Raw genomic sequence first — 17139 nt, forward strand, 5'->3', positions numbered from 1 at the left:
TCCGGTAGTACTGCCGTTCTCACCCGATTCGGCTCGCCGGCCCGGCCTAGACTCGCCGCCGTGTGCGCATATCTGCTGGTCGCGGAGGACGATCCCAAGCAGGCCGAGCTGCTGCGGCGCTACCTCGAGCACGAGAACCACGCCGTGCTGGTCGTCCCCGACGGCCGGGCCGCGCTCGACGAGGCCCGCCGCAACCCGCCCGACCTGCTGATCCTCGACGTCATGATGCCGCGGGTGGACGGGCTCGACGTGTGCCGGATCCTGCGCCGCGACTCCGACCTGCCGATCCTCGTGCTGACCGCGCGCGGCGGCGAGGACGACCTGCTGCTCGGGCTCGACCTCGGGGCCGACGACTACATGACCAAGCCGTACAGCCCGCGCGAGCTCGCGGCCCGGGTGCGAACTCTGCTGCGCCGGAGCCGGCCCACCGACCGGCCCGCCGATCCGGTGCTGCGGCAGGGAAATCTTCAGGTCGATCCCGTACGCCATGAGGTGCGGGCCGACGGCAGGCCGATCACCTGCACACCCGGTGAGTTCCAGTTGCTGCACGCCCTGGTCGCCGAGCCCGGGCGGGTCTTCACACGCGAGCAGCTGCTGCGGCACCTGCACGGCTACGACTCGTACGTGACCGCCCGCACGGTCGACGTGCACGTGATGAATCTGCGCCGCAAGATCGAGGCCGACCCGCAGAATCCCGTACGGCTACTGACCGTCTACGGCGTCGGCTACAAACTCGCCGATGCGTAGCCACTTGCTGCTACGGCTGCTCGCGTTGTCGGTCGTGGTCTCGGTGCTCTCCGTGGCCGCGACCGCGTGGCTGGCCGTCCGCACCACGACCCGGGCCATCCAGCAGGAGCAGGTGCAGGCGCTCACCGACGACGCGCGGATCTACGACGCGCTGCTCGGCTACGCTGCCACCCACCGGGACTGGTCCGGCGTCGGCCCCCTGGTCGACGACCTCGCTTCCCGTACGGGCCATCGCATCGCCCTGACCGACCGGGTCCGGGGGCCGCTGGCCGATTCCGCGTCGGGCGCGCTGCCGCCCCGCGTCTCGGCGACGGTCGACGCGCTCGGCGTCGACCCCGACCTGCTGCCCTCGGCCCACGACGACCGCATCGACGACCGGGCCGTGGGCCCGTTCCGGCTGACCGCGGCCGAGCGGGCCGACCTGCGGATCGTCGCCGACCGGGTGGCCGGTTGCCTGCGCGAGCCACCGGCCGGCCCGGCCGCCGAACAGCAAGAGTCCGTCTTCCGGACGGCCGTGGTCGTCGACCAGCCCAGCGGCCGCCCCCGCATCGACACTCCCGGCACCGATCTCTCGACCGATCTGGCCTGCGCCCGTCCCCGAGCCGCGCTGGCCGAGCCGACCGCGACCGAGAAGCGGGCCCTCGGCCGTCTGAACACGCTGGTCGGGGCCTGTCTGAAACGTCAACGGCTGCCCGCCGTACGGGTCGGTCTGGACAACACCTGGACCTGGGCCGACCAGGCCGCAGCGCGGGCCGGGGAGAGCCGGGCCGGGGCGGTCGCCGACTGCCTGGCGGCGTCGCGTCGCGAGCAGTTGGCCGGTTACGTGGCCCCGGCGGCGTTGCTCTTCGTCACCACCCCGGGCGCACCCGCGGGGCCCAGCTTCGACCTGTCGCCGGGCAACCGGAACCGGGTCATCGGCGTCGCGGGCCTGGTGCTGCTGCTCGCGGTGGGCGTGACGGCGCTGGTCGGCGTGCGGATGGTCCGGCCGTTGCGGGCGCTGACGGCGGCGGCCGGGCGGATGCGCGACGGCGACGACGGCACCCGGGTCGCGGTGACCGGCCGCGACGAGATCGCCCGGCTCGGCACGGCCTTCAACGCCATGGCCGAGCGCCGGCACGAGGTCGAACAGCTGCGGCGGGCCATGGTCGGCGACGTGGCGCACGAGATGCGCACGCCGGTGACCAACATCCGGGGCTGGCTCGAGGCGGCCGACGAGGGCGTGGTGCCGCTCGACCGGGAGCTGACCTCGTCCCTGCTCGAGGAAGCGCTTTTGCTACAGCATGTCATCGACGACTTGCAGGACCTGGCCGCGTTCGACGCCGGGGAGTTGCGGCTGACACGGTCGGCGGTTGCGGTGGACGACCTGCTGCGGTCGACGGCCGACGCGTTCGCGGCTTCGGCCGACCGGGCCGGGGTCGAGCTGGTGGTCGAACCGTCGGCGGGGATCCTGCAGGCCGACCCGGTGCGGTTGCGGCAGGCCGTCGGGAACCTCGTGGCCAACGCCATTCGGCACACTCCGGCCGGTGGACGGGTGACGCTTTCCGCGCGTACCGAAAAGGGTTTGACCTCGATCAATGTCGCGGACACCGGGGAGGGCATCGCGGCCGAGCACCAGGAGCTGATTTTCGAGCGCTTCTGGCGGGCCGACAAGAGCCGCAACCGGCGTACGGGCGGAAGTGGCCTGGGTCTCTCGATCGTGCGCAAACTGGCCGAGGCGCACGGCGGGAAAGCCACCGTGACCAGCACATACGGGCGCGGCTCGAGCTTCACGATAAGTCTTGGAGAGGGTGGAAATAACCGGGGTGGGTCCGTGGTTGAGACCAACGCACTCCCCAGGAGGACAGAGACATGAAGAACGGCATTCACCCCGCCTACAACACCGTCGTCTACCGTGACCGCAACGCCGACTACGCGTTCCTCACCCGGTCCACCGAGACCAGCGAGAAGACGGTCGAGTGGAGCGACGGGAACACCTATCCGGTGATCGACGTGCAGATCTCGGCGGCGAGCCACCCGTTCTGGACCGGTCGGACCCGGGTCATGGACACCGAGGGCCGAGTCCAGAAGTTCCGCAACAAGTACGCGAAGTTCGCTAAGTAACACAGCATCAACGCCCGGCGTCCTTGCGACGTCGGGCGTTTTTTATCGCCTTCATAGGGCAAAATGCGCTGTATGAGGGCAATCGCGCTGGACGAGTTCGGTGACGTCGACGTCATGACCCTGCGGGAGCTTCCCGACCCGCCGGTCGGGCCGGACACGGTCCGCATCCGGGTGCGGGCGGCCGGCGTCAACCCGGTCGACCACATCATGCGGGCCGGGTACCTCGAAGGCGCCTACCCTCACCACTTCCCGCTCATCCCCGGCTGGGACGCGGCCGGCATCGTCGACCAGGTCGGGCCCGCGGTCACCCGGTTCGCGCCCGGCGACGAGGTCATGGCGTACGCCCGAAAGGACCACGTGCAGGACGGCACCTACGCCGAGCTGGTCTCGGTCAACGAGCGCGCGGTCGCCCACGTGCCGGCGGCGATGTCGCTGGTCGAGGCGGGCGGGCTGCCGCTGGCCGGGCTGACGGCGTTGCAGGCGCTGTCGGCGATCGGCGTCAGCCACGGCGACGTGGTGCTGGTGCACGCGGCGGCCGGGGGAGTGGGGCACCTGGCGGTCCAGATCGCCCGCGCGGTCGGCGCGGCCCGGGTGATCGGCACGGCCTCGGCCGGCAACCACGAGTTCATCCGGTCGCTGGGGGCCGAGCCGATCGAGTACGGTGACGACCTCCCCAAACGGCTGGCCGACCTGGTCGGCGGGGACGGGCGGGTCGACGCGGTGGCCGACTTCCACGGGGGCGAAGCACTGACTCAGAGCCCGGCGCTGGTGCGGCACCCGGTGCGGCACTGCTCGGTGGTCGACACCGCGGTCAAGGAACAGGGCGGTCGGTACGTGTTCGTGCGCCCCGACGGGGCCGAGTTGAGCACGCTGGGCGCGCTGGCCGCCAACGGCCGGCTGCGCGTCCACGTCTCCCAGGAACTGCCGTTCACCTCGGCCGCCGAGGCCCACCGCCAGATCTTCGACGGCCACGTCAACGGCAAAATCGTCCTCACCGTCGATTAGAGCTGCCTGTCTCGGGGCCTCGCCTGGCTCAGCTCTTTGGCCGGGCTTTCGGCTGGCTCGAGTATCGGCTCGGGCGGCGACTCGGGCGTCGGCAGGAGCGGTTGCTCGGGCGTCGGCTCGAGCGGTAGCTCGTGGGCGTCTGTTTGGTGGTAGCTCCGGGCGCCGGTTCAGGCGGTGGTTCGGCGTCGGTTCGGTCGGTGGGCTCGGGCCGGCTTGCCGTTGGCCCGGTGCGGAGGCGTCGGCGTCGTTGGCTCGGGCGACGGCTCGTTTCGTTGGCTCGGGCGGTGGGCGCGGAGCGGCGTCGTTGGCTTGGCGTCGGCTTGGGCCGGCTTGGTGTTGGCCCGGGTGGCGGCTCGGTTCGTTGGCTCGGGTGGTGGGCTGGGGTCGGCTTGGCGTTGGCTCAGGCGGTGGCTGGGGTGTCGGTTTTGGCGGTGGTGAAGCGGCGGCGGTAGTCGGCCGGGCTGATGCCGAGGTGGCGCTTGAACAGGGCGCGCATGTTGGCCCCGGTGCCCAGGCCGGATCGGCGCGCGACGGTTTCCAGGCCCGGGGCGCCCTGCTCGATCAGGCGGCAGGCCAGGGTGACCCGTTCGACGGTCAGCCAGGCCAGCGGGGTGGTGCCCAGTTCGGCCCGGAATCGGCGGTGCAGGCTCCCGGTGCTCATCCCGGCCCGGCGGGCCAGGTCGGCGACGGTGATCGGCTCGTCCAGGCGCTGCTGGGCCCAGGCCACCACCGCGCCGAGCGAATCGTCGACGGCCGGCGGCATCGGCCGCTCGACGAACTGCTGTTGGCCCCCGTCGCGGTAAGCCGCGAACACCAGCCGGCGGCTGACGTGGTTGGCGACCTCGGCGCCGTGGTCGAGCCGCACGATGTGCAGCCCGAGATCGAGCGCGGCGGCGCTGCCGGCCGAGGTGAGCAGGTCCCCGTCGTCCACGAACAGGACGTCGGGCTGAAGATCGACTGCGGGGAAGCGCTGCCGGAACTCATCGGCCAGATTCCAGTGGACCGCGGCCCGGCGCCCGTCGAGCAGTCCCGCCTCGGCCAGCGTGAACGCACCCGTGCAGAGCCCGACCAGCCGCGCACCCCGCTCGTGAGCGCGGCGCAGGGCGGCGAGCAGCGCCGGCCGCGACGGCGTCTCGACATACGGCCGGTTGGGCACGATCACCGTCCGCGCGTGCTCGATCTCGTCGAGCCGCCCGACCGCCCCGATGCTGAACAACGAATCACGCATCGGCGTGGACCGGCGCGGTGCGACCACGCGCAGGTCGTACAGCGGGTATCCGATCTCGGGCCGCAGCGGCCCACCGAAGATCTCGCAGGCGCAGCCGACCTCGAACGGATTGGACTGCTCATCGACGACCAGGACGACCCGGTGTGAGGATCCTTGCGGCACTGGTCATTTCTAGCAGGGCCGCTTCCGGTGCGGGCGGTCCAGGATCGATGCATGCTCAATAAGTTCGCTGTCGCCTCGGAAGCGGCCGCCCTCACCGAGTTCTGGTCCCAGCGCGTCCTCGCCACCGCTAACGGCAACCTGCTCAAGGTGGCCAAGGGCACCCGTTCGACGAACTGGCACGCCCACGACGACCAGGACGAGACGTTCCTGCTCCTGTCGGGCGATATGACAATCCAACTGCGCGACGGCGACGTCCACCTGACCCCCGGCGACCTGCTGGTGATCCCGCGCGGCGTAGAACACTGCCCCCGGGTCAACGGCGACGAGGCCCACTTCCTGCTGATCGGCCCCGAAATCACGTCGAACGCGGCCGGCGGCAAGCCGGACTGGAGCCACCGCGACCCCGACTAGCGCTGACTCCGGTGATCGGGCCGGCAGTGCGACTCACCCCGACGAGACGAGCGGCCGGAACCTGGGCACACGATGGACCACTACGTGGAGGCGCAGATCCGCGCCTGCGCTCGGATGCGAACGCCATCTGCCCGGCCAACAGGCCCGCCCGCTTCGCCCCGGGGGCCGCTCACCCACACCTGATCGTTTCCCGTCACGAGGCACGACCACCTCGGCCAGGCCTCGTGGTGGTGGGGCCGGGCCGTGTCGAACGCGCAAGCCGCCCGCAGCGCCTCCACCACCAGCGCGTGATCTCGGCCGGCTATCGAGGGTGGGCGCGTTGTTCCACCCGCAGGGTCCTGTCGCGGGGGCCGGCCCTCCGTTTCCACAGCTCTCAGCACCCGGCCGAGACGATACGTTTCGCCTCGACCGCTCGTGAGGCGAAACGTATCGTCTCGCGTCCGGTCGAGGTGGTGACTGCTTTGGTCGCTGCTCGCGACGGTTCGTGAGGCGAAACGTATCGTCTCGCGTCCGGTCGAGGTGGTGACTGCTTTGGTCGCTGCTCGCGACCGTTCGTGAGGCGAAACGTATCGTCTCGCGTCCGGTCGAGGTTGTGACTGCTCTGGCCTCCGCTCGCGACCGGTGGCGAGACGAAACGGTTCGTCTCGCCTCGGGTCTTGGTGGTGACCGCTCCGCCCTTCGCTCGAACCGTTGTGGAGACGTCCGCGCGGAGGCGGAGCAGGGGTCAGGGGATGGCGGGTTCCTTGTCGGGGGTGGGGCGGCGGTTGAGGGCGGGCGCGCACGCCGCGGCCAGGGCGAGCAGGGCCAGCACGACGATCATGGCGTTGCGTAGGCCGTAGTGTTCGCCCAGGAAGCCCAGGGCGGGTGGGCCGACCAGGAAGGCGACGTAGCCGGCGGTGGCGACCAGCGACACGCGGGCCGTCGGGTTGGGGCCGGAGTCGCCGGCTGCGGAGAGGGCGACCGGGAAGCCCAGCGCGGCGCCGACGCCCCACAGCAGGACGGCCGCGCCGGCCACGAGCTGGTTGTCGACGGCGATGACCAGCAGCAGGCCGATGCCGCCCAGCACGGCGCTGGCGCCCAGCACGGTGGCTCGTCCGAAACGGTTGAGGAACCAGCCGCCGCCGAAGCGGCCGATGGTCATGGCGGCGGCGAAGGCGGTGTAGACGGCCGAACCCCACGCGGCGTCGAGGTCGTGGCCGTCGACCATGATGAGCGGCAGCCAGTCGTTGGCGGCGCCCTCGGCCAGGGCCATGGCCAGCACGATCACGCCGATGAGCCACAGGCGTTTGTCGCGCCGGACCGGCTCTTGGCCGGCCTCGTGAGCGCTGCCGGTCGGGGTCAGGCCCACGCCGTACGGGACGTGACGGATCGCGGCCAGAGCGACCGGCACGCTGATCAGGCCGATCAGCACCAGATGCCACAGCACCGGGAACGCCACCGCGGTCAGGACCATGCCGATGGCGGCGCCGACCACCGTGCCCAGGCTGAAGAAGCCGTGCATGGTGGGTAGCACTGCTTTTTCGGTGATGCGTTCGACGTCGGCGCCCTCGATGTTCATGGCGACCTCGCCGCTGCCCATTCCGAAGCCGAACAGGAACAGGCCGGCCGTGACCAGGGCGGTCTGGTGCAGGCCGGCGCCGGCCCCGATGACCGGGATGCTGAGGACCGTGGTCAGGATGCCGGCCGCGACGACCGGGCGGGTGCCGAAGCGGGAGACGACGCGGCCGGAGCCGAGGATGCCCAGCATCGAGCCCGCGGACAGGCCGAACAGCACCAGGCCCATCTGCGCGGTGGACGCGCCGAGCAGGTCGCGGATGTCGGGGGTGCGGGTCACCCACGACGAGATGCCCAGGCCGGGCAGGAAGAAGAGAGCGAACAGGGCGAGGCGGCGGCGTGCGGTGTTCATTGCGTACGAACGTACACACCGGGCCCCGGCCGTGTTAGCGGCGCGGGAGTGGGGAAAGCTCACACTTATGCGCCTTGATCTTGCTGGAAAGACGGCTCTCGTGACCGGATCCACCCAGGGCATCGGCCGGGCCATCGCGGCCGGGCTGGCCTCGGCCGGAGCCCGGGTCGGAGTCAACGGCCGCTCTCCGGAGTCGGTCGACCGGGCTCTGTCCGAGCTGGGCGAGGGGGACTTCGTGCCGGTTCCGGCCGACGTGAGCACGGCCGAGGGTGCCGCAGCCGCGCTCGAGGCGGTCGGATCGGTCGACATCCTCGTCAACAACCTGGGCATCTTCGGCGCCCAGCCCGCACTCGAGATCACCGACGACGACTGGCGGCGTTATTTCGAGGTCAACGTGCTGGCCGCAGTCCGCCTGACCCGTGAAGTGCTGCCGGGCATGCGGGAGCGCGGCTGGGGCCGCGTGCTCTACATCGCCAGCGACTCGGCCGTCGTCACCCCGGTCGAGATGATCCACTACGGCATGTCCAAGACGGCTCTGCTGGCCGTGTCGCGCGGTTTCGCCAAGGAGGCGGCCGGCACCGGCGTGACCGTCAACAGCGTCATCGCCGGCCCGACCCACACCGGTGGCGTCGAGGACTTCGTCTACTCGCTGGTCGACAAGGATCTGCCGTGGGACGAGGCGCAGCGCGAGTTCATGCGGGCCCACCGGCCGCAGTCGCTGCTGCAGCGCCTCATCGAGCCCGAGGAGATCGCCAACATGGTCGTCTACCTGTCGTCGCCGCTCGCCTCGGCCACCACCGGCGGCGCGCTCCGCGTCGACGGCGGCTACGTCGACGCGATCCTGCCCTAGGCCTTCAAGACCTTTTCATACAGGTACGTGGCCACGGCGCCGCCGAGCAGCGGGCCGATGAGGTACGCCCACCAGTCCGTGAACCGGGCGGCGGCGATCATCGGCCCGAGGGCCCGGGCCGGGTTGACGCCGGCCCCCGTGACCGGCCCGCTGATCAGGATGGCCACGGTCAGCGCGAGCCCGATGGCCAGCGCCGCCGCGCCCCGCCCGACCCGGGCGTCGTTGGCCACCAGCACCACGACCAGCACCAGCACGAACGTCACCAGCGCTTCCACGAACAGCACGCGCAGGCTGCCGACCTCGGCGGCGGGACCGGTCGCGCCCAGGTTCGCCACGGTGCGGGCCTGATCCCCGTACGCACCCCAGGCCGCCACCGCCGCCAGCAGCGCCCCCGCCAGCTGGGCCACGACGTAGGCCGGCACCCGCCCCCACGGGAACCGCCCGGTCAGCGCGAGCGCAACCGTCACCGCCGGATTGAGATGGGCCCCGCTCAGCGGTCCCAGCGCCGCCACGACCAGGGCCAGCGCCCCGCCGCCGGCCAGGGCCACCGTCTCCGAGCTGTACGCCCCACCGGCCACCGGCGTGTTCAGCGTGGCCGCCACGGCCACGCTGACGATCGCCAGCACCAGCACGAACGTCCCCGCCACCTCGGCCACCGCGGCGCGCCCGGTCTCGCTGTGCAGTTCGTGCCCGTGCAGCCCCAGTTCCCGCCGCTGCGCTGTCTCTGTCGCCATTTTCCGGCCCCCCAGCCTCGCATCCCTGTATTTCGAGGGTGCGACGGCCGCAGCCGGGAAGCATCGGTCGAATGACTCGTAGGTCGTCGGAGCCGGTGTGACGTCGCTCGCACTCACCATGCAAATAGTCCGATGTGGAGGCGCGGTCATCCACTATGATCCGCACGTGGGCGAGGCAGGGGAGACCATCGATACGTCGGTGCCGCATCCAGCACGGCGTTACAACTACTGGCTGGGCGGCAAGGACCACTTCGCGGCCGACCGCGCCTCGGGCGACGCCATCGCCAAGGCGTTCCCGATCGTCGTCGACCTGGCCCGGGCCAACCGCAAGTTCCTCGGGCGGGCCGTACGCTTCCTGGCCGCCGAGGGCATCCGGCAGTTCCTCGACGTCGGCACCGGCCTGCCCGCCCCCGACAACACGCACGAGGTCGCCCAGCGGGTCGCCCCCGAGGCGCGCGTCGTCTACGTCGACAACGACCCGATCGTCATGACCCACGCCCGGGCCCTGCTGCAGGGCGACCCCCGCGGTCGCACGGCCTACATCGAGGCCGACGTGCGTGATCCCGGCGCGGTGCTGAAGCACGAGGCCCTGCGCGACACCCTCGACCTGGGGCAACCGGTCGGGCTGCTGCTCATCGCCGTCCTGCATTTCGTGCACGACGACGGGCAGGCTGCCACCTCCGTGCGCACCCTGGTCGACGCCCTGCCGCCGGGCAGCTTCGTGGCCCTCACCCACGGCACGATGGATGTCAGCTCGGCCGAGGGGGTGGCCCGGTACGAGAAGATGTTCGCCGCGGGTGGCACCGACGTCCGCGCCCGCGGTCGCGAGCAGATCCTGGGCTGGTTCGACGGCCTCGAGATCGTCGAGCCCGGCCTCACCCTGGTCAGCGACTGGTGGGCCGACGACGACCCGGCCGGCCGCCCGGTCAGCGACGACCTCGGCATCTACGCCGTGGTGGCCCGGAAGAACTAGCGGCGCGGCCCGTGTATCTCGCGGTGGAGCAGTTCCATGCGGCGGTCGAGGCGGGCGGCGTCCTCGGCGGCCGCGGCGAGTTCGTCGCGCAGGGACTCGGGCACCCGGGGGTCGTACTTGTAATGGATCTTGTGTTCGAGGCTGGCCCAGAAGTCCATGGCCGCGGTGCGCAGCTGGATCTCGACCGGCACCTGGACCACGCGCTCGGACAGGAAGACCGGGATCTCGACGATCAGATGCAGGCTGCGGTAGCCGTTGGCCTTGGGCTGGGCGATGTAGTCCTTGGTCTGCAGCATCGTGATGTCGGGCTGGCGGGTCAGCATCTCGGCCACGGTGTAGACGTCCGAGACGAAGCTGCACACGATGCGGATGCCGGCGATGTCGCGGATCCGGGCCCGCAGGTCGTCGAAGGCGAGCGGGCAGCCGATCCGCCGGGCCTTGGCGCTGATGCTGGCCGGGGTCTTGAGCCGGGGGAGCACGTGCTCGATCGGGTTGCCCCGGCCGCGGTGGGCCAGCTCCTCGGACAGGATGCTGATCTTGGTGCCGATCTCGGCCAGACCGAACTTGTAGACCAGCATGAAATGGGTCAACTCGTCGGTCATGCCCCGGAACGGGTCGAATTCCCCCGTGGTGGTCGCCGGTAGCGGGTGGCCGGCGCCGCTCCAGCGCGCGACCTGCCGATCGCTGTCCTCGGTCGTCAAGGTTCCAGTCTCCGCCGTTGAGATCCACTCGCGCCGTTCCCCACCGTAAGGGCCCGGCGCCACCATCATCCCGGAGACACAAGAAGTGGGCGGACCAGGGTCGGCCCGCCCACTTCGAGGTGAAACTACTTCGCGTACGCCTGGAACTCGGACACCCGGACGTTGAGCGCCTGCGGACTGGCCGTGGCACAGTCCGTGTTCGCCCGCGGGTCGGCGTCCTGCTCGCCGGCGTAGTCGGGCGCGCCGGTGCACTGGTTGGTCACGACCTCGAGGCGCAGATGCGTGGCCTTGGTGTCGCGGATGTCGAACGACTTCACGACCAGGTCCTTCACGCGCGGCCGCGGGGCGCCCGACGGGAAGGCATCCGGCTTGCTCGTGAACACGGTCTTGAACTCGGCCGCGTTCGAGCAGGTCACCGTGGCCGTCGCGGTGCACGCGAGCACCTTGAACTGCCGCAGTGCCGTGTACCGGTTCTGGGTGCCGGCGTCGACGTCACCGGTCACCGGCGGTCGCAGCTGGGCGCTGACCTGCACCCGGCGTACGGTCTGGGCCCCACCGGTCAGGTCGACGGTGACCTGCTTGCCGGCCACCGCGCTGCCCAGCGAGGCCCAGTTCGTGGCCTCGTCGTCGTCGGTGATCCGGGCCAGGTTGACGCCGTCGCCCGTGGCCACCGCGCCGGTCGTCGTCGAGGCCAGGTTGGCCGGCATCGAGACGAACAGCGGCAGGGTCAGACCGGGCAGCACCAGCTTCGGGCTGATCCGGGTGTGACCGTGGCCGGGGGCCTGGGCGATGAAGCCGTACGTGCCCGGCACCAGCTTGACCTCGTCGGTCAGCGGCGTGGCCGGGTCGGTGTCGGCCACCGCGACCGCCCGCGCCTGGTAGTCGCCGACGAAGAGCTTGGCCCCGACGACGGGCTTGCCCTTCTCGTCGACCGGGCGGAACTTGAAGGTCCCTTCCTTGGCGTACGCCGACGAGAAGCTCGGCGTCGGGTCGGCGTCCCCGGCCCCCACGCTCACGGCGCCCTCGCCCAGACCGCGCTTGGCGAACGCGTTCCACATCAGGGACTGGTTGGCCCCGTTGAAGCGCACCAGGTCGGCCCCGAGCATGGCGTCGCGCGCGTCGACCATGCTGTTCTGGCTGTTGGCCATCAGCAGGAACGAGTCGAACATCAGCTGGACCCAGCGCCGGTTGCCCGGGCACTTGGTGACCGGCGTCTTGCCGTTGGCGCACGACTTCTGCAGCGCCGGCGTGCCCGCGCCGTACTTGCGGATGAACGCCTGCCGGATGTCGTAGTTGGTGGCGCTCCACACCTCACCCGAGGCGTGCACCTGCAGCCCGACGAAGTCGTAGTCGACGCTCGAGTAGTTCAGCGGGCTGTTGCTCATGTTGTAGTTGCGGATGCCCGCGACCTTGTCGGTGGTGACGTACTCGCCGATGGTGAAGCCCCGCTCGCCCTTGGGCGCGTAGCCGTGCTCGGCCAGATACTCCACGGCCATCTGGTCGGACCAGCTCTCGCTCATGCCCTGTGGCGTGCTCACACCGGCGTCGGGCCCGGCGATCATGCGGCCGGTGATGGCGTGGCCGTACTCGTGCCCGATCACCGACATGTCGTAGTCGCCGTCGACGCACGCGCCGTAGAAGGCGGCCGCGATGGGCTGCCACAGGTACATGTTGGTGATCGGCGCCTCGCCGTCGGGCGGGGTGATCTGGTTGGCGTTGTTGCGGGCGGCGAAGCTCGGCGGGCCGCCGCTGATGCCGCCGGCCTGCGCGTTGCCTTGCTCGTAGTCGTCACCCAGACCGCCCGGGCGCAGGTTGTCGTCCTGCATGTTCCAGGTCGCTTCGGTGAAGCCCAGGTGGTACGACCAGTCGTGCATGCGGTTGTGCATGCCGAACAGGTTGGCCCGGGCCGCATCCAGGTCGTTGCGCTGCGGCGTGGTGTGGACGTCGGGCGAGCAACGCTCCCGGTACCACTGGTTGGTCCACTTGTAGTTGTAGTCGCGGTCCGGCTTCGCGGTCGCCGTCTCGGTGCCGACCGAGAACGCGTCGTTCGAGTTCAGATTTTCGACCGCGATCGCGTTGTTGCCCTTGGTGGTGAACGTCGGCTCGTTGGTGGCCGGGTCGACGTCCCAGGCCAGCGGGGAGGCGGTGGTCGCGACGATCTCGTCACAGCCCCGCTGCGGCCCCCAGCACCACGTCTTGCGGGTGTCCCGCGACGAGTAGTCGGTGGGCGGCGAGTTCGGGAAGACGTCCCACGACGGGTTGTCGCTGTCGTGGTCGACGATGTCCTCGCGGACCAGGATGCCGCCGTCACGGGCATCGACGTACGAGGTGTACGCGACCGGCTCGACCCCGCTCAGGTCGGCGCCGAAGGTGACCTGCCAGGCGGCGCGGACCCCCTCGCTGGGCGTGGGCACGGCCACGAGCTTGTTGGCGATGACGGTCGGGTTCGTGACCCCGGCCTCGGCGGCGGCCGCGGTCACGGCCTGCTCGGCGGTCAGGGTGGCCGGCTCGGGCGCCACGGCGTCCCGGGCCAGCGACGAGCTCACGAACCACACCTTGCCGTCGCGCACGCCGACCGAGATCAGGCCGTCGCGCCCGGCGACCAGGTCACCGAACTTCTGCCGGAGGACGACCGCCGCGCCCTCCCCGATCGGCGAGGTGGTCAGGTGTTCCAAGGCCTGCGCGCCCCGGGCCGTGAGCCCGAGAACGTCCAAGTTCTTATTGACGTACGCCCGGGCGGCCGCGACCGGATCGGCCGGCAACCCGGTCTCGAGGGCAGCGCCGGTGGCGGTGAGCGTGGCCGGCGTGCCGAGGGCGTTCCAGCGGGCCGAGGTGCCCACCGCGGCCGCCCGCTGGCCGGTGGTCGGGGCGACCCGGCCCTGCCTGTTGTCGACGACGTGCTCGTGGTGGTCGTCGCCCTGCACCTTCTGGGTCGGGGCCGGGGCCGGTGTCGCGGGGGCCGCGTTGCCGCCGGATGAAGCGGTCAACACGATCGCGGCGGCCAAAAAGCCGGCAGCGGTTCCCGCCAACGCACGGGGTGGGGTGCGCACGGTACCTCCTCTGTGGATTAATTCGTTACCACAGCCATCCGATCGCACCCCCGACCTGCGGAACATGGGCCAAACATCTAAATACATCTATAACGACGTGATGCTTAGCGGGCTCAGGCCGAGCGTCCGGGCCGTGTGCTCGTACACCTCGGACGCCAGGGCGGGGTCCACCTCGACGCTCTTGCCGAAGATGGCGCCGCTGGGTTCGGGCGTGGCCGCCGTGGCCAGGCGGACAGGCGTGCGGGCGGCCTGCTGCGGCATGGTGGCGAACAGGTTGGTGACGGCCGAGGTGAGCCGGAGCAGGCCGCCCGCCTTGGCGTTGAAGCCGGTGCGCATCACTCCGGGGTTGGCGCTGTAGGCGGACATCCCGGCCGAAGCCGCTCGGCCAGGGCCGAGGTGGCCAGCACGGCCGCGAGCTTGGCTGTGCCGTGGACAGCGAGCTGCGAATATCTGGTACGCCAGGACGTGCCGGTGACGTCAGGCCGGGCGAGGTCGCGGCGGCCGCGGGTGACCAGGTCGCCGGCGATCGTGATGACGCGCGCCCCGGGGGCCAGCGTGCCGTCGGCCAGCAGCCGGCGGCGGTTGGTCGAGGCCGAAATCTGGACCACTCCTTGCTCCAGCCCTCGCTACGAAGGCAGGCGCTAGTCCTCGTCGCCTTCGTCCTCGTCGTCGCCATGATGCTGGGGTTTCTCGGCCTTCGGCTTCGGCTTGGGGGCCGGGGGAGCGGGCCGGGTGGCCGTTTTCGTGACGGCCAGCGGTTGCACCGACATCTGGGCCTGACAGGCCGTGCCGTTCAGTCGGAACGTGACAGGCAAGGCCGCGACCTTGCCGTAGGTGGTGGAGAAGCTGGTGGCAGCCTTTCCGCCCGCGGGCAGGCGGCCGCCGGCGGCTTGGACGGTCCGGCCGTTCTGCTGCCAGGTGGCCGACCAGCCCTTGACCAGTCGCTGGTCCGAAGGCAGGGCGAAGGAGAGCTTCCAAGCGGGCACCGGGACCTTGCCGGTGTTGTGGATCGTCACCTTGGCCGCGGCCCGGCCGGTGGCCGTGCCTCGCAGGGCGTAATGGACGGTGCAGGCCTGCGGCTTGGTCGCGGCTGGTGAGGGGGTGACCGGGGCCGCTGCCGCCGCGGCCGGGCTGATCGGGGCGTCGGCGTCGCCCGAGCGCAGGGCGAGGCCGCCGGTGAGCACGGCGACGCCGGCTAGGGCGCCGACCGTGAGGCGGCGGCGGGCCGGGCTGGTCAAGGCAACAGATCGGCGGCGGGCCGGGGTGTTCAGTGCGGCGAATCGGCTGTGGGCCGGGGCGGTCAGGGCGGCAAATTGGCTGCGGGCCGCGCTGGTCAGGGCGGCGATCCGGCGGCGGGCCGCTTCGATCGGGGCGTTCGCCAGGGCGGCCGCGACAACCGGTTGCGTCGTGAGGCTGCTCGCCGACCGGCCGACTCGGTTCGGCCGGTCCGTCGACCAGCGGGCTCGGGTCGGTCGGTCGAACTCGGACACGTCGAGGAGCTTTGCCGGCGGCAGCCCGGCCACCTTGCCGAGACGCTCGGCCACCTCAGCCGCGCTCGGCCGGTCGTCCGGCCTCTTGGCCAGGCAGCGGCGCACCAGGCGGGTGACCGACGAGGGCAGTCCGGCCACCGACGGCAGCGGCTCCGGATCGGCGTACACGTGGGCGCGCAGCATCTGCGTGACCGTCGACGTCTGCCAGCGTGGCTGGCCCGCGAGCGCCAGATGCAATAGCAAACCCACGGCGTACACATCGGTGGCAGCGACGACCGGCCCGCCGGCGATGCGCTCGGGGGAGAGGTAGGCCGGCGTGCCCAGCACCTCGGCCTCCGGGTCCTCGACCGCGCCGACCGCGGCCGCGATACCGAAGTCGACCAGCTTCACCCCGGCGTCGGTGACCATCACGTTGGCCGGCTTGACGTCACAGTGCACGAGCCCGCGCGCATGGGCCGCGGCGAGGGCGGCCGCTACCTGCGCGCCGATGGCGACGGCGGTCCGCCACGGCAGAGCGCCCCCACGGATCAGCTCGGCCAGGGTCCGGCCGTCGACGAGTTCCATCACCACGTACGGAAGAAGGTCCTCGCCGTAGTCGTAGACCTCCACGATGTGCAGATGCCGCAGCGCCGCCGCCGCCCGCGCCTCATCCCGCAGCCGTCTTAGGACCGTCGGATCGTCAGCCAATTGCGGCGCGAGCACCTTGACCGCGACGTCCCGGCCCAGCACCTCATCGGTGGCCCGCCACACGACAGACATCCCGCCGTGCCCGAGCCGCTCGCGCAGCCGATACCGCCCACCGGCCAGGTGCCCGCTCATCACGAGCATCACCCCTGCCCGCGAACCCCCCACCCGAAACCGCCGACCGACGCCCGCCAGGAGCAAACCCGCCCCCGGCCACCATCGACCCGGTCGATTTGTGCGGTATCCGGCTTTCCCTACGGTCCGCAGTGCCACCAGCGCGTCGCACCGCAGGTCGTGACAGCGGGAGCGGCGGGGCGGCCGGCGGCGGTGAACTTGGGCCCCCGCTCCGAGTTGGCCGGCTCGCGCCACAGATCCCGGCTGCGGGAGCGGAAGCGGCGGCCAACTCGGACGGCCCGCGCCGAGCTGCCCTGGTCGCGTTGCAGGTATCAGCTGCGGGCCGCGTTCAGTCCGGAGCCAAGCGGTTTCCGGCCAATACGACGAGACTGCGGTGTGCCGCGGAGGAGTGGCGGCCGTTGAAGCGACTGCGGTGGGCCGCGGGCGAAGGCGGTTGACGGGTCAGGCGTCGAGGGCTTCGGTGACTATCGCGCAGGCCTCGGCGGTGTGCAGGGGGCCGTTGCCGGCGGCCTTGGTGAGCAGGCGGCGGAAGATGACCCGTTCGCGGTCGTCGAGGTTGGCCAATGCTGCCTCTTCGGCCTCGGCGACCTGGCCGCACAGGGAGGCGATGGCGGCTCGGCCACCGGGAGTGGCGACGATCTGGCGGCGGCGGCGGTCGTACGGGTCGGGCTGGCGTTCGACCAGGCCGGCGTCGGTCAGGTCGTCGATCAGGTAGGTCATCATCGTGCGGTCGATGCCGAGCTTCGCGGCCAGGGCGGCCTGGCTGGGCGGATTACCGGCGACGACCTCGCACAGGGTCTGGTAGCCGCGGGCGCCGTGCGGGAAGCCGTCGAGCTTGGGGCCGACCATCCCGCTGTACGACCGCAGCAAGGTGCCGAGGGCCGCCCCGAGGTCCGCTGTCGTCTCGCTCACCTGTCCATCCTATCTGTTGGCCAGATCGTCTTTTCGCAATACTATCTCTGC

The 17139-nt window shown here is 71.2% G+C and carries 16 protein-coding genes; 7 read left to right on the top strand and 9 right to left on the bottom strand.

Features of this window, described 5'->3' with window-relative positions; all coding sequences use genetic code 11:
- The first annotated feature begins 60 nt into the window (after positions 1 to 60).
- The 4 genes from M1L60_RS26555 (at position 61) to M1L60_RS26570 (ending at position 3852) form a co-directional block, all read left to right on the top strand.
- Positions 61 to 747, top strand: a complete 687-nt coding sequence (locus tag M1L60_RS26555) for a response regulator transcription factor (protein ID WP_253240244.1) — start codon at positions 61 to 63, stop codon at positions 745 to 747.
- Positions 740 to 2599: a sensor histidine kinase gene (locus M1L60_RS26560; RefSeq protein ID WP_253240245.1), complete on the top strand. Its 1860-nt coding sequence runs from the start codon at positions 740 to 742 to the stop codon at positions 2597 to 2599. The genes M1L60_RS26555 and M1L60_RS26560 overlap by 8 nt, the downstream gene beginning before the upstream one ends.
- Entirely contained in the window at positions 2596 to 2847 is a 252-nt protein-coding gene (locus M1L60_RS26565; RefSeq protein WP_253240246.1) for a type B 50S ribosomal protein L31, read from the top strand. The genes M1L60_RS26560 and M1L60_RS26565 overlap by 4 nt, the downstream gene beginning before the upstream one ends.
- A 72-nt stretch (positions 2848 to 2919) precedes the next feature.
- Complete coding sequence (locus M1L60_RS26570) at positions 2920 to 3852, top strand: NADP-dependent oxidoreductase (protein WP_253240247.1); 933 nt, start codon at positions 2920 to 2922, stop codon at positions 3850 to 3852.
- A gap of 400 nt (positions 3853 to 4252) precedes the next feature.
- Here the strand turns inward: M1L60_RS26570 and M1L60_RS26575 are convergent, their stop codons facing one another.
- Positions 4253 to 5242 carry a GlxA family transcriptional regulator gene (locus M1L60_RS26575; RefSeq protein WP_253240248.1) on the bottom strand — a complete coding sequence of 330 codons (990 nt, stop codon included), beginning with the start codon at positions 5240 to 5242 and terminating at the stop codon, positions 4253 to 4255.
- 51 nt (positions 5243 to 5293) lie between these two features.
- Between M1L60_RS26575 and M1L60_RS26580 the strand changes: the two genes are divergently transcribed.
- Positions 5294 to 5653, top strand: coding sequence for a cupin domain-containing protein (locus tag M1L60_RS26580; protein WP_253240249.1), 360 nt, complete (start codon positions 5294 to 5296; stop codon positions 5651 to 5653).
- A gap of 724 nt (positions 5654 to 6377) precedes the next feature.
- On the opposite strand, the gene M1L60_RS26585 is transcribed toward M1L60_RS26580, so the two are convergent.
- Positions 6378 to 7559: an MFS transporter gene (locus M1L60_RS26585; RefSeq protein ID WP_253240250.1), complete on the bottom strand. Its 1182-nt coding sequence runs from the start codon at positions 7557 to 7559 to the stop codon at positions 6378 to 6380.
- Positions 7560 to 7659: 100 nt separating this feature from the next.
- Here M1L60_RS26585 and M1L60_RS26590 point away from each other — a divergent pair, with 100 nt between their 5' ends.
- Complete coding sequence (locus M1L60_RS26590; RefSeq protein WP_253240251.1) at positions 7660 to 8409, top strand: SDR family NAD(P)-dependent oxidoreductase; 750 nt, start codon at positions 7660 to 7662, stop codon at positions 8407 to 8409.
- On the opposite strand, the gene M1L60_RS26595 is transcribed toward M1L60_RS26590, so the two are convergent.
- Positions 8406 to 9143, bottom strand: a complete 738-nt coding sequence (locus M1L60_RS26595; protein ID WP_253240252.1) for an aquaporin — start codon at positions 9141 to 9143, stop codon at positions 8406 to 8408. The two genes, M1L60_RS26590 and M1L60_RS26595, sit on opposite strands and share 4 nt — an antisense overlap.
- A 166-nt stretch (positions 9144 to 9309) precedes the next feature.
- On the opposite strand from M1L60_RS26595, the gene M1L60_RS26600 reads away from it, so the two are divergent.
- Entirely contained in the window at positions 9310 to 10116 is an 807-nt protein-coding gene (locus M1L60_RS26600; protein ID WP_253240253.1) for an SAM-dependent methyltransferase, read from the top strand.
- Here the strand turns inward: M1L60_RS26600 and M1L60_RS26605 are convergent.
- From M1L60_RS26605 to M1L60_RS26630, 6 genes are all read right to left on the bottom strand, one after another.
- A complete protein-coding gene (locus M1L60_RS26605; RefSeq protein WP_253240254.1) occupies positions 10113 to 10817 on the bottom strand; it encodes a GTP pyrophosphokinase in 705 nt (234 codons plus the stop codon). The genes M1L60_RS26600 and M1L60_RS26605 overlap by 4 nt on opposite strands.
- A 125-nt stretch (positions 10818 to 10942) precedes the next feature.
- Positions 10943 to 13867 carry a M36 family metallopeptidase gene (locus M1L60_RS26610; RefSeq protein ID WP_253240255.1) on the bottom strand — a complete coding sequence of 975 codons (2925 nt, stop codon included), beginning with the start codon at positions 13865 to 13867 and terminating at the stop codon, positions 10943 to 10945.
- Between the two features lie 87 nt (positions 13868 to 13954).
- Complete coding sequence (locus M1L60_RS26615) at positions 13955 to 14233, bottom strand: hypothetical protein (RefSeq protein ID WP_253240256.1); 279 nt, start codon at positions 14231 to 14233, stop codon at positions 13955 to 13957.
- The gene (locus tag M1L60_RS26620) at positions 14203 to 14475 is read right to left on the bottom strand and encodes a Rossmann-fold NAD(P)-binding domain-containing protein (RefSeq protein WP_253240257.1); all 273 of its coding nucleotides are present in this window, start codon (positions 14473 to 14475) and stop codon (positions 14203 to 14205) included. The genes M1L60_RS26615 and M1L60_RS26620 overlap by 31 nt, the downstream gene beginning before the upstream one ends.
- Positions 14476 to 14508: 33 nt before the next feature.
- The gene (locus M1L60_RS26625) at positions 14509 to 16185 is read right to left on the bottom strand and encodes a protein kinase domain-containing protein (RefSeq protein WP_253240258.1); all 1677 of its coding nucleotides are present in this window, start codon (positions 16183 to 16185) and stop codon (positions 14509 to 14511) included.
- 432 nt (positions 16186 to 16617) lie between these two features.
- Entirely contained in the window at positions 16618 to 17088 is a 471-nt protein-coding gene (locus M1L60_RS26630; protein ID WP_253240259.1) for a MarR family winged helix-turn-helix transcriptional regulator, read from the bottom strand.
- Between the last annotated feature and the right edge of the window lie 51 nt (positions 17089 to 17139).

The sequence above is a fragment of the Paractinoplanes aksuensis genome (assembly GCF_024137025.1).
Classification (GTDB): domain Bacteria; phylum Actinomycetota; class Actinomycetes; order Mycobacteriales; family Micromonosporaceae; genus Actinoplanes; species Actinoplanes aksuensis.

Excerpts from the sequence above, each read along its gene's own strand:
- M1L60_RS26560 (WP_253240245.1), top strand. The coding sequence starts at position 740 with ATGCGTAGCCACTTGCTGCTACGGCTGCTCGCGTTGTCGGTCGTGGTC.
- M1L60_RS26565 (WP_253240246.1), top strand. The coding sequence starts at position 2,596 with ATGAAGAACGGCATTCACCCCGCCTACAACACCGTCGTCTACCGTGAC.
- M1L60_RS26570 (WP_253240247.1), top strand. The coding sequence starts at position 2,920 with ATGAGGGCAATCGCGCTGGACGAGTTCGGTGACGTCGACGTCATGACC.
- M1L60_RS26580 (WP_253240249.1), top strand. The coding sequence starts at position 5,294 with ATGCTCAATAAGTTCGCTGTCGCCTCGGAAGCGGCCGCCCTCACCGAG.
- M1L60_RS26585 (WP_253240250.1), bottom strand. The coding sequence starts at position 7,559 with ATGAACACCGCACGCCGCCGCCTCGCCCTGTTCGCTCTCTTCTTCCTG.
- M1L60_RS26595 (WP_253240252.1), bottom strand. The coding sequence starts at position 9,143 with ATGGCGACAGAGACAGCGCAGCGGCGGGAACTGGGGCTGCACGGGCAC.
- M1L60_RS26615 (WP_253240256.1), bottom strand. The coding sequence starts at position 14,233 with ATGTCCGCCTACAGCGCCAACCCCGGAGTGATGCGCACCGGCTTCAAC.
- M1L60_RS26625 (WP_253240258.1), bottom strand. The coding sequence starts at position 16,185 with ATGCTCGTGATGAGCGGGCACCTGGCCGGTGGGCGGTATCGGCTGCGC.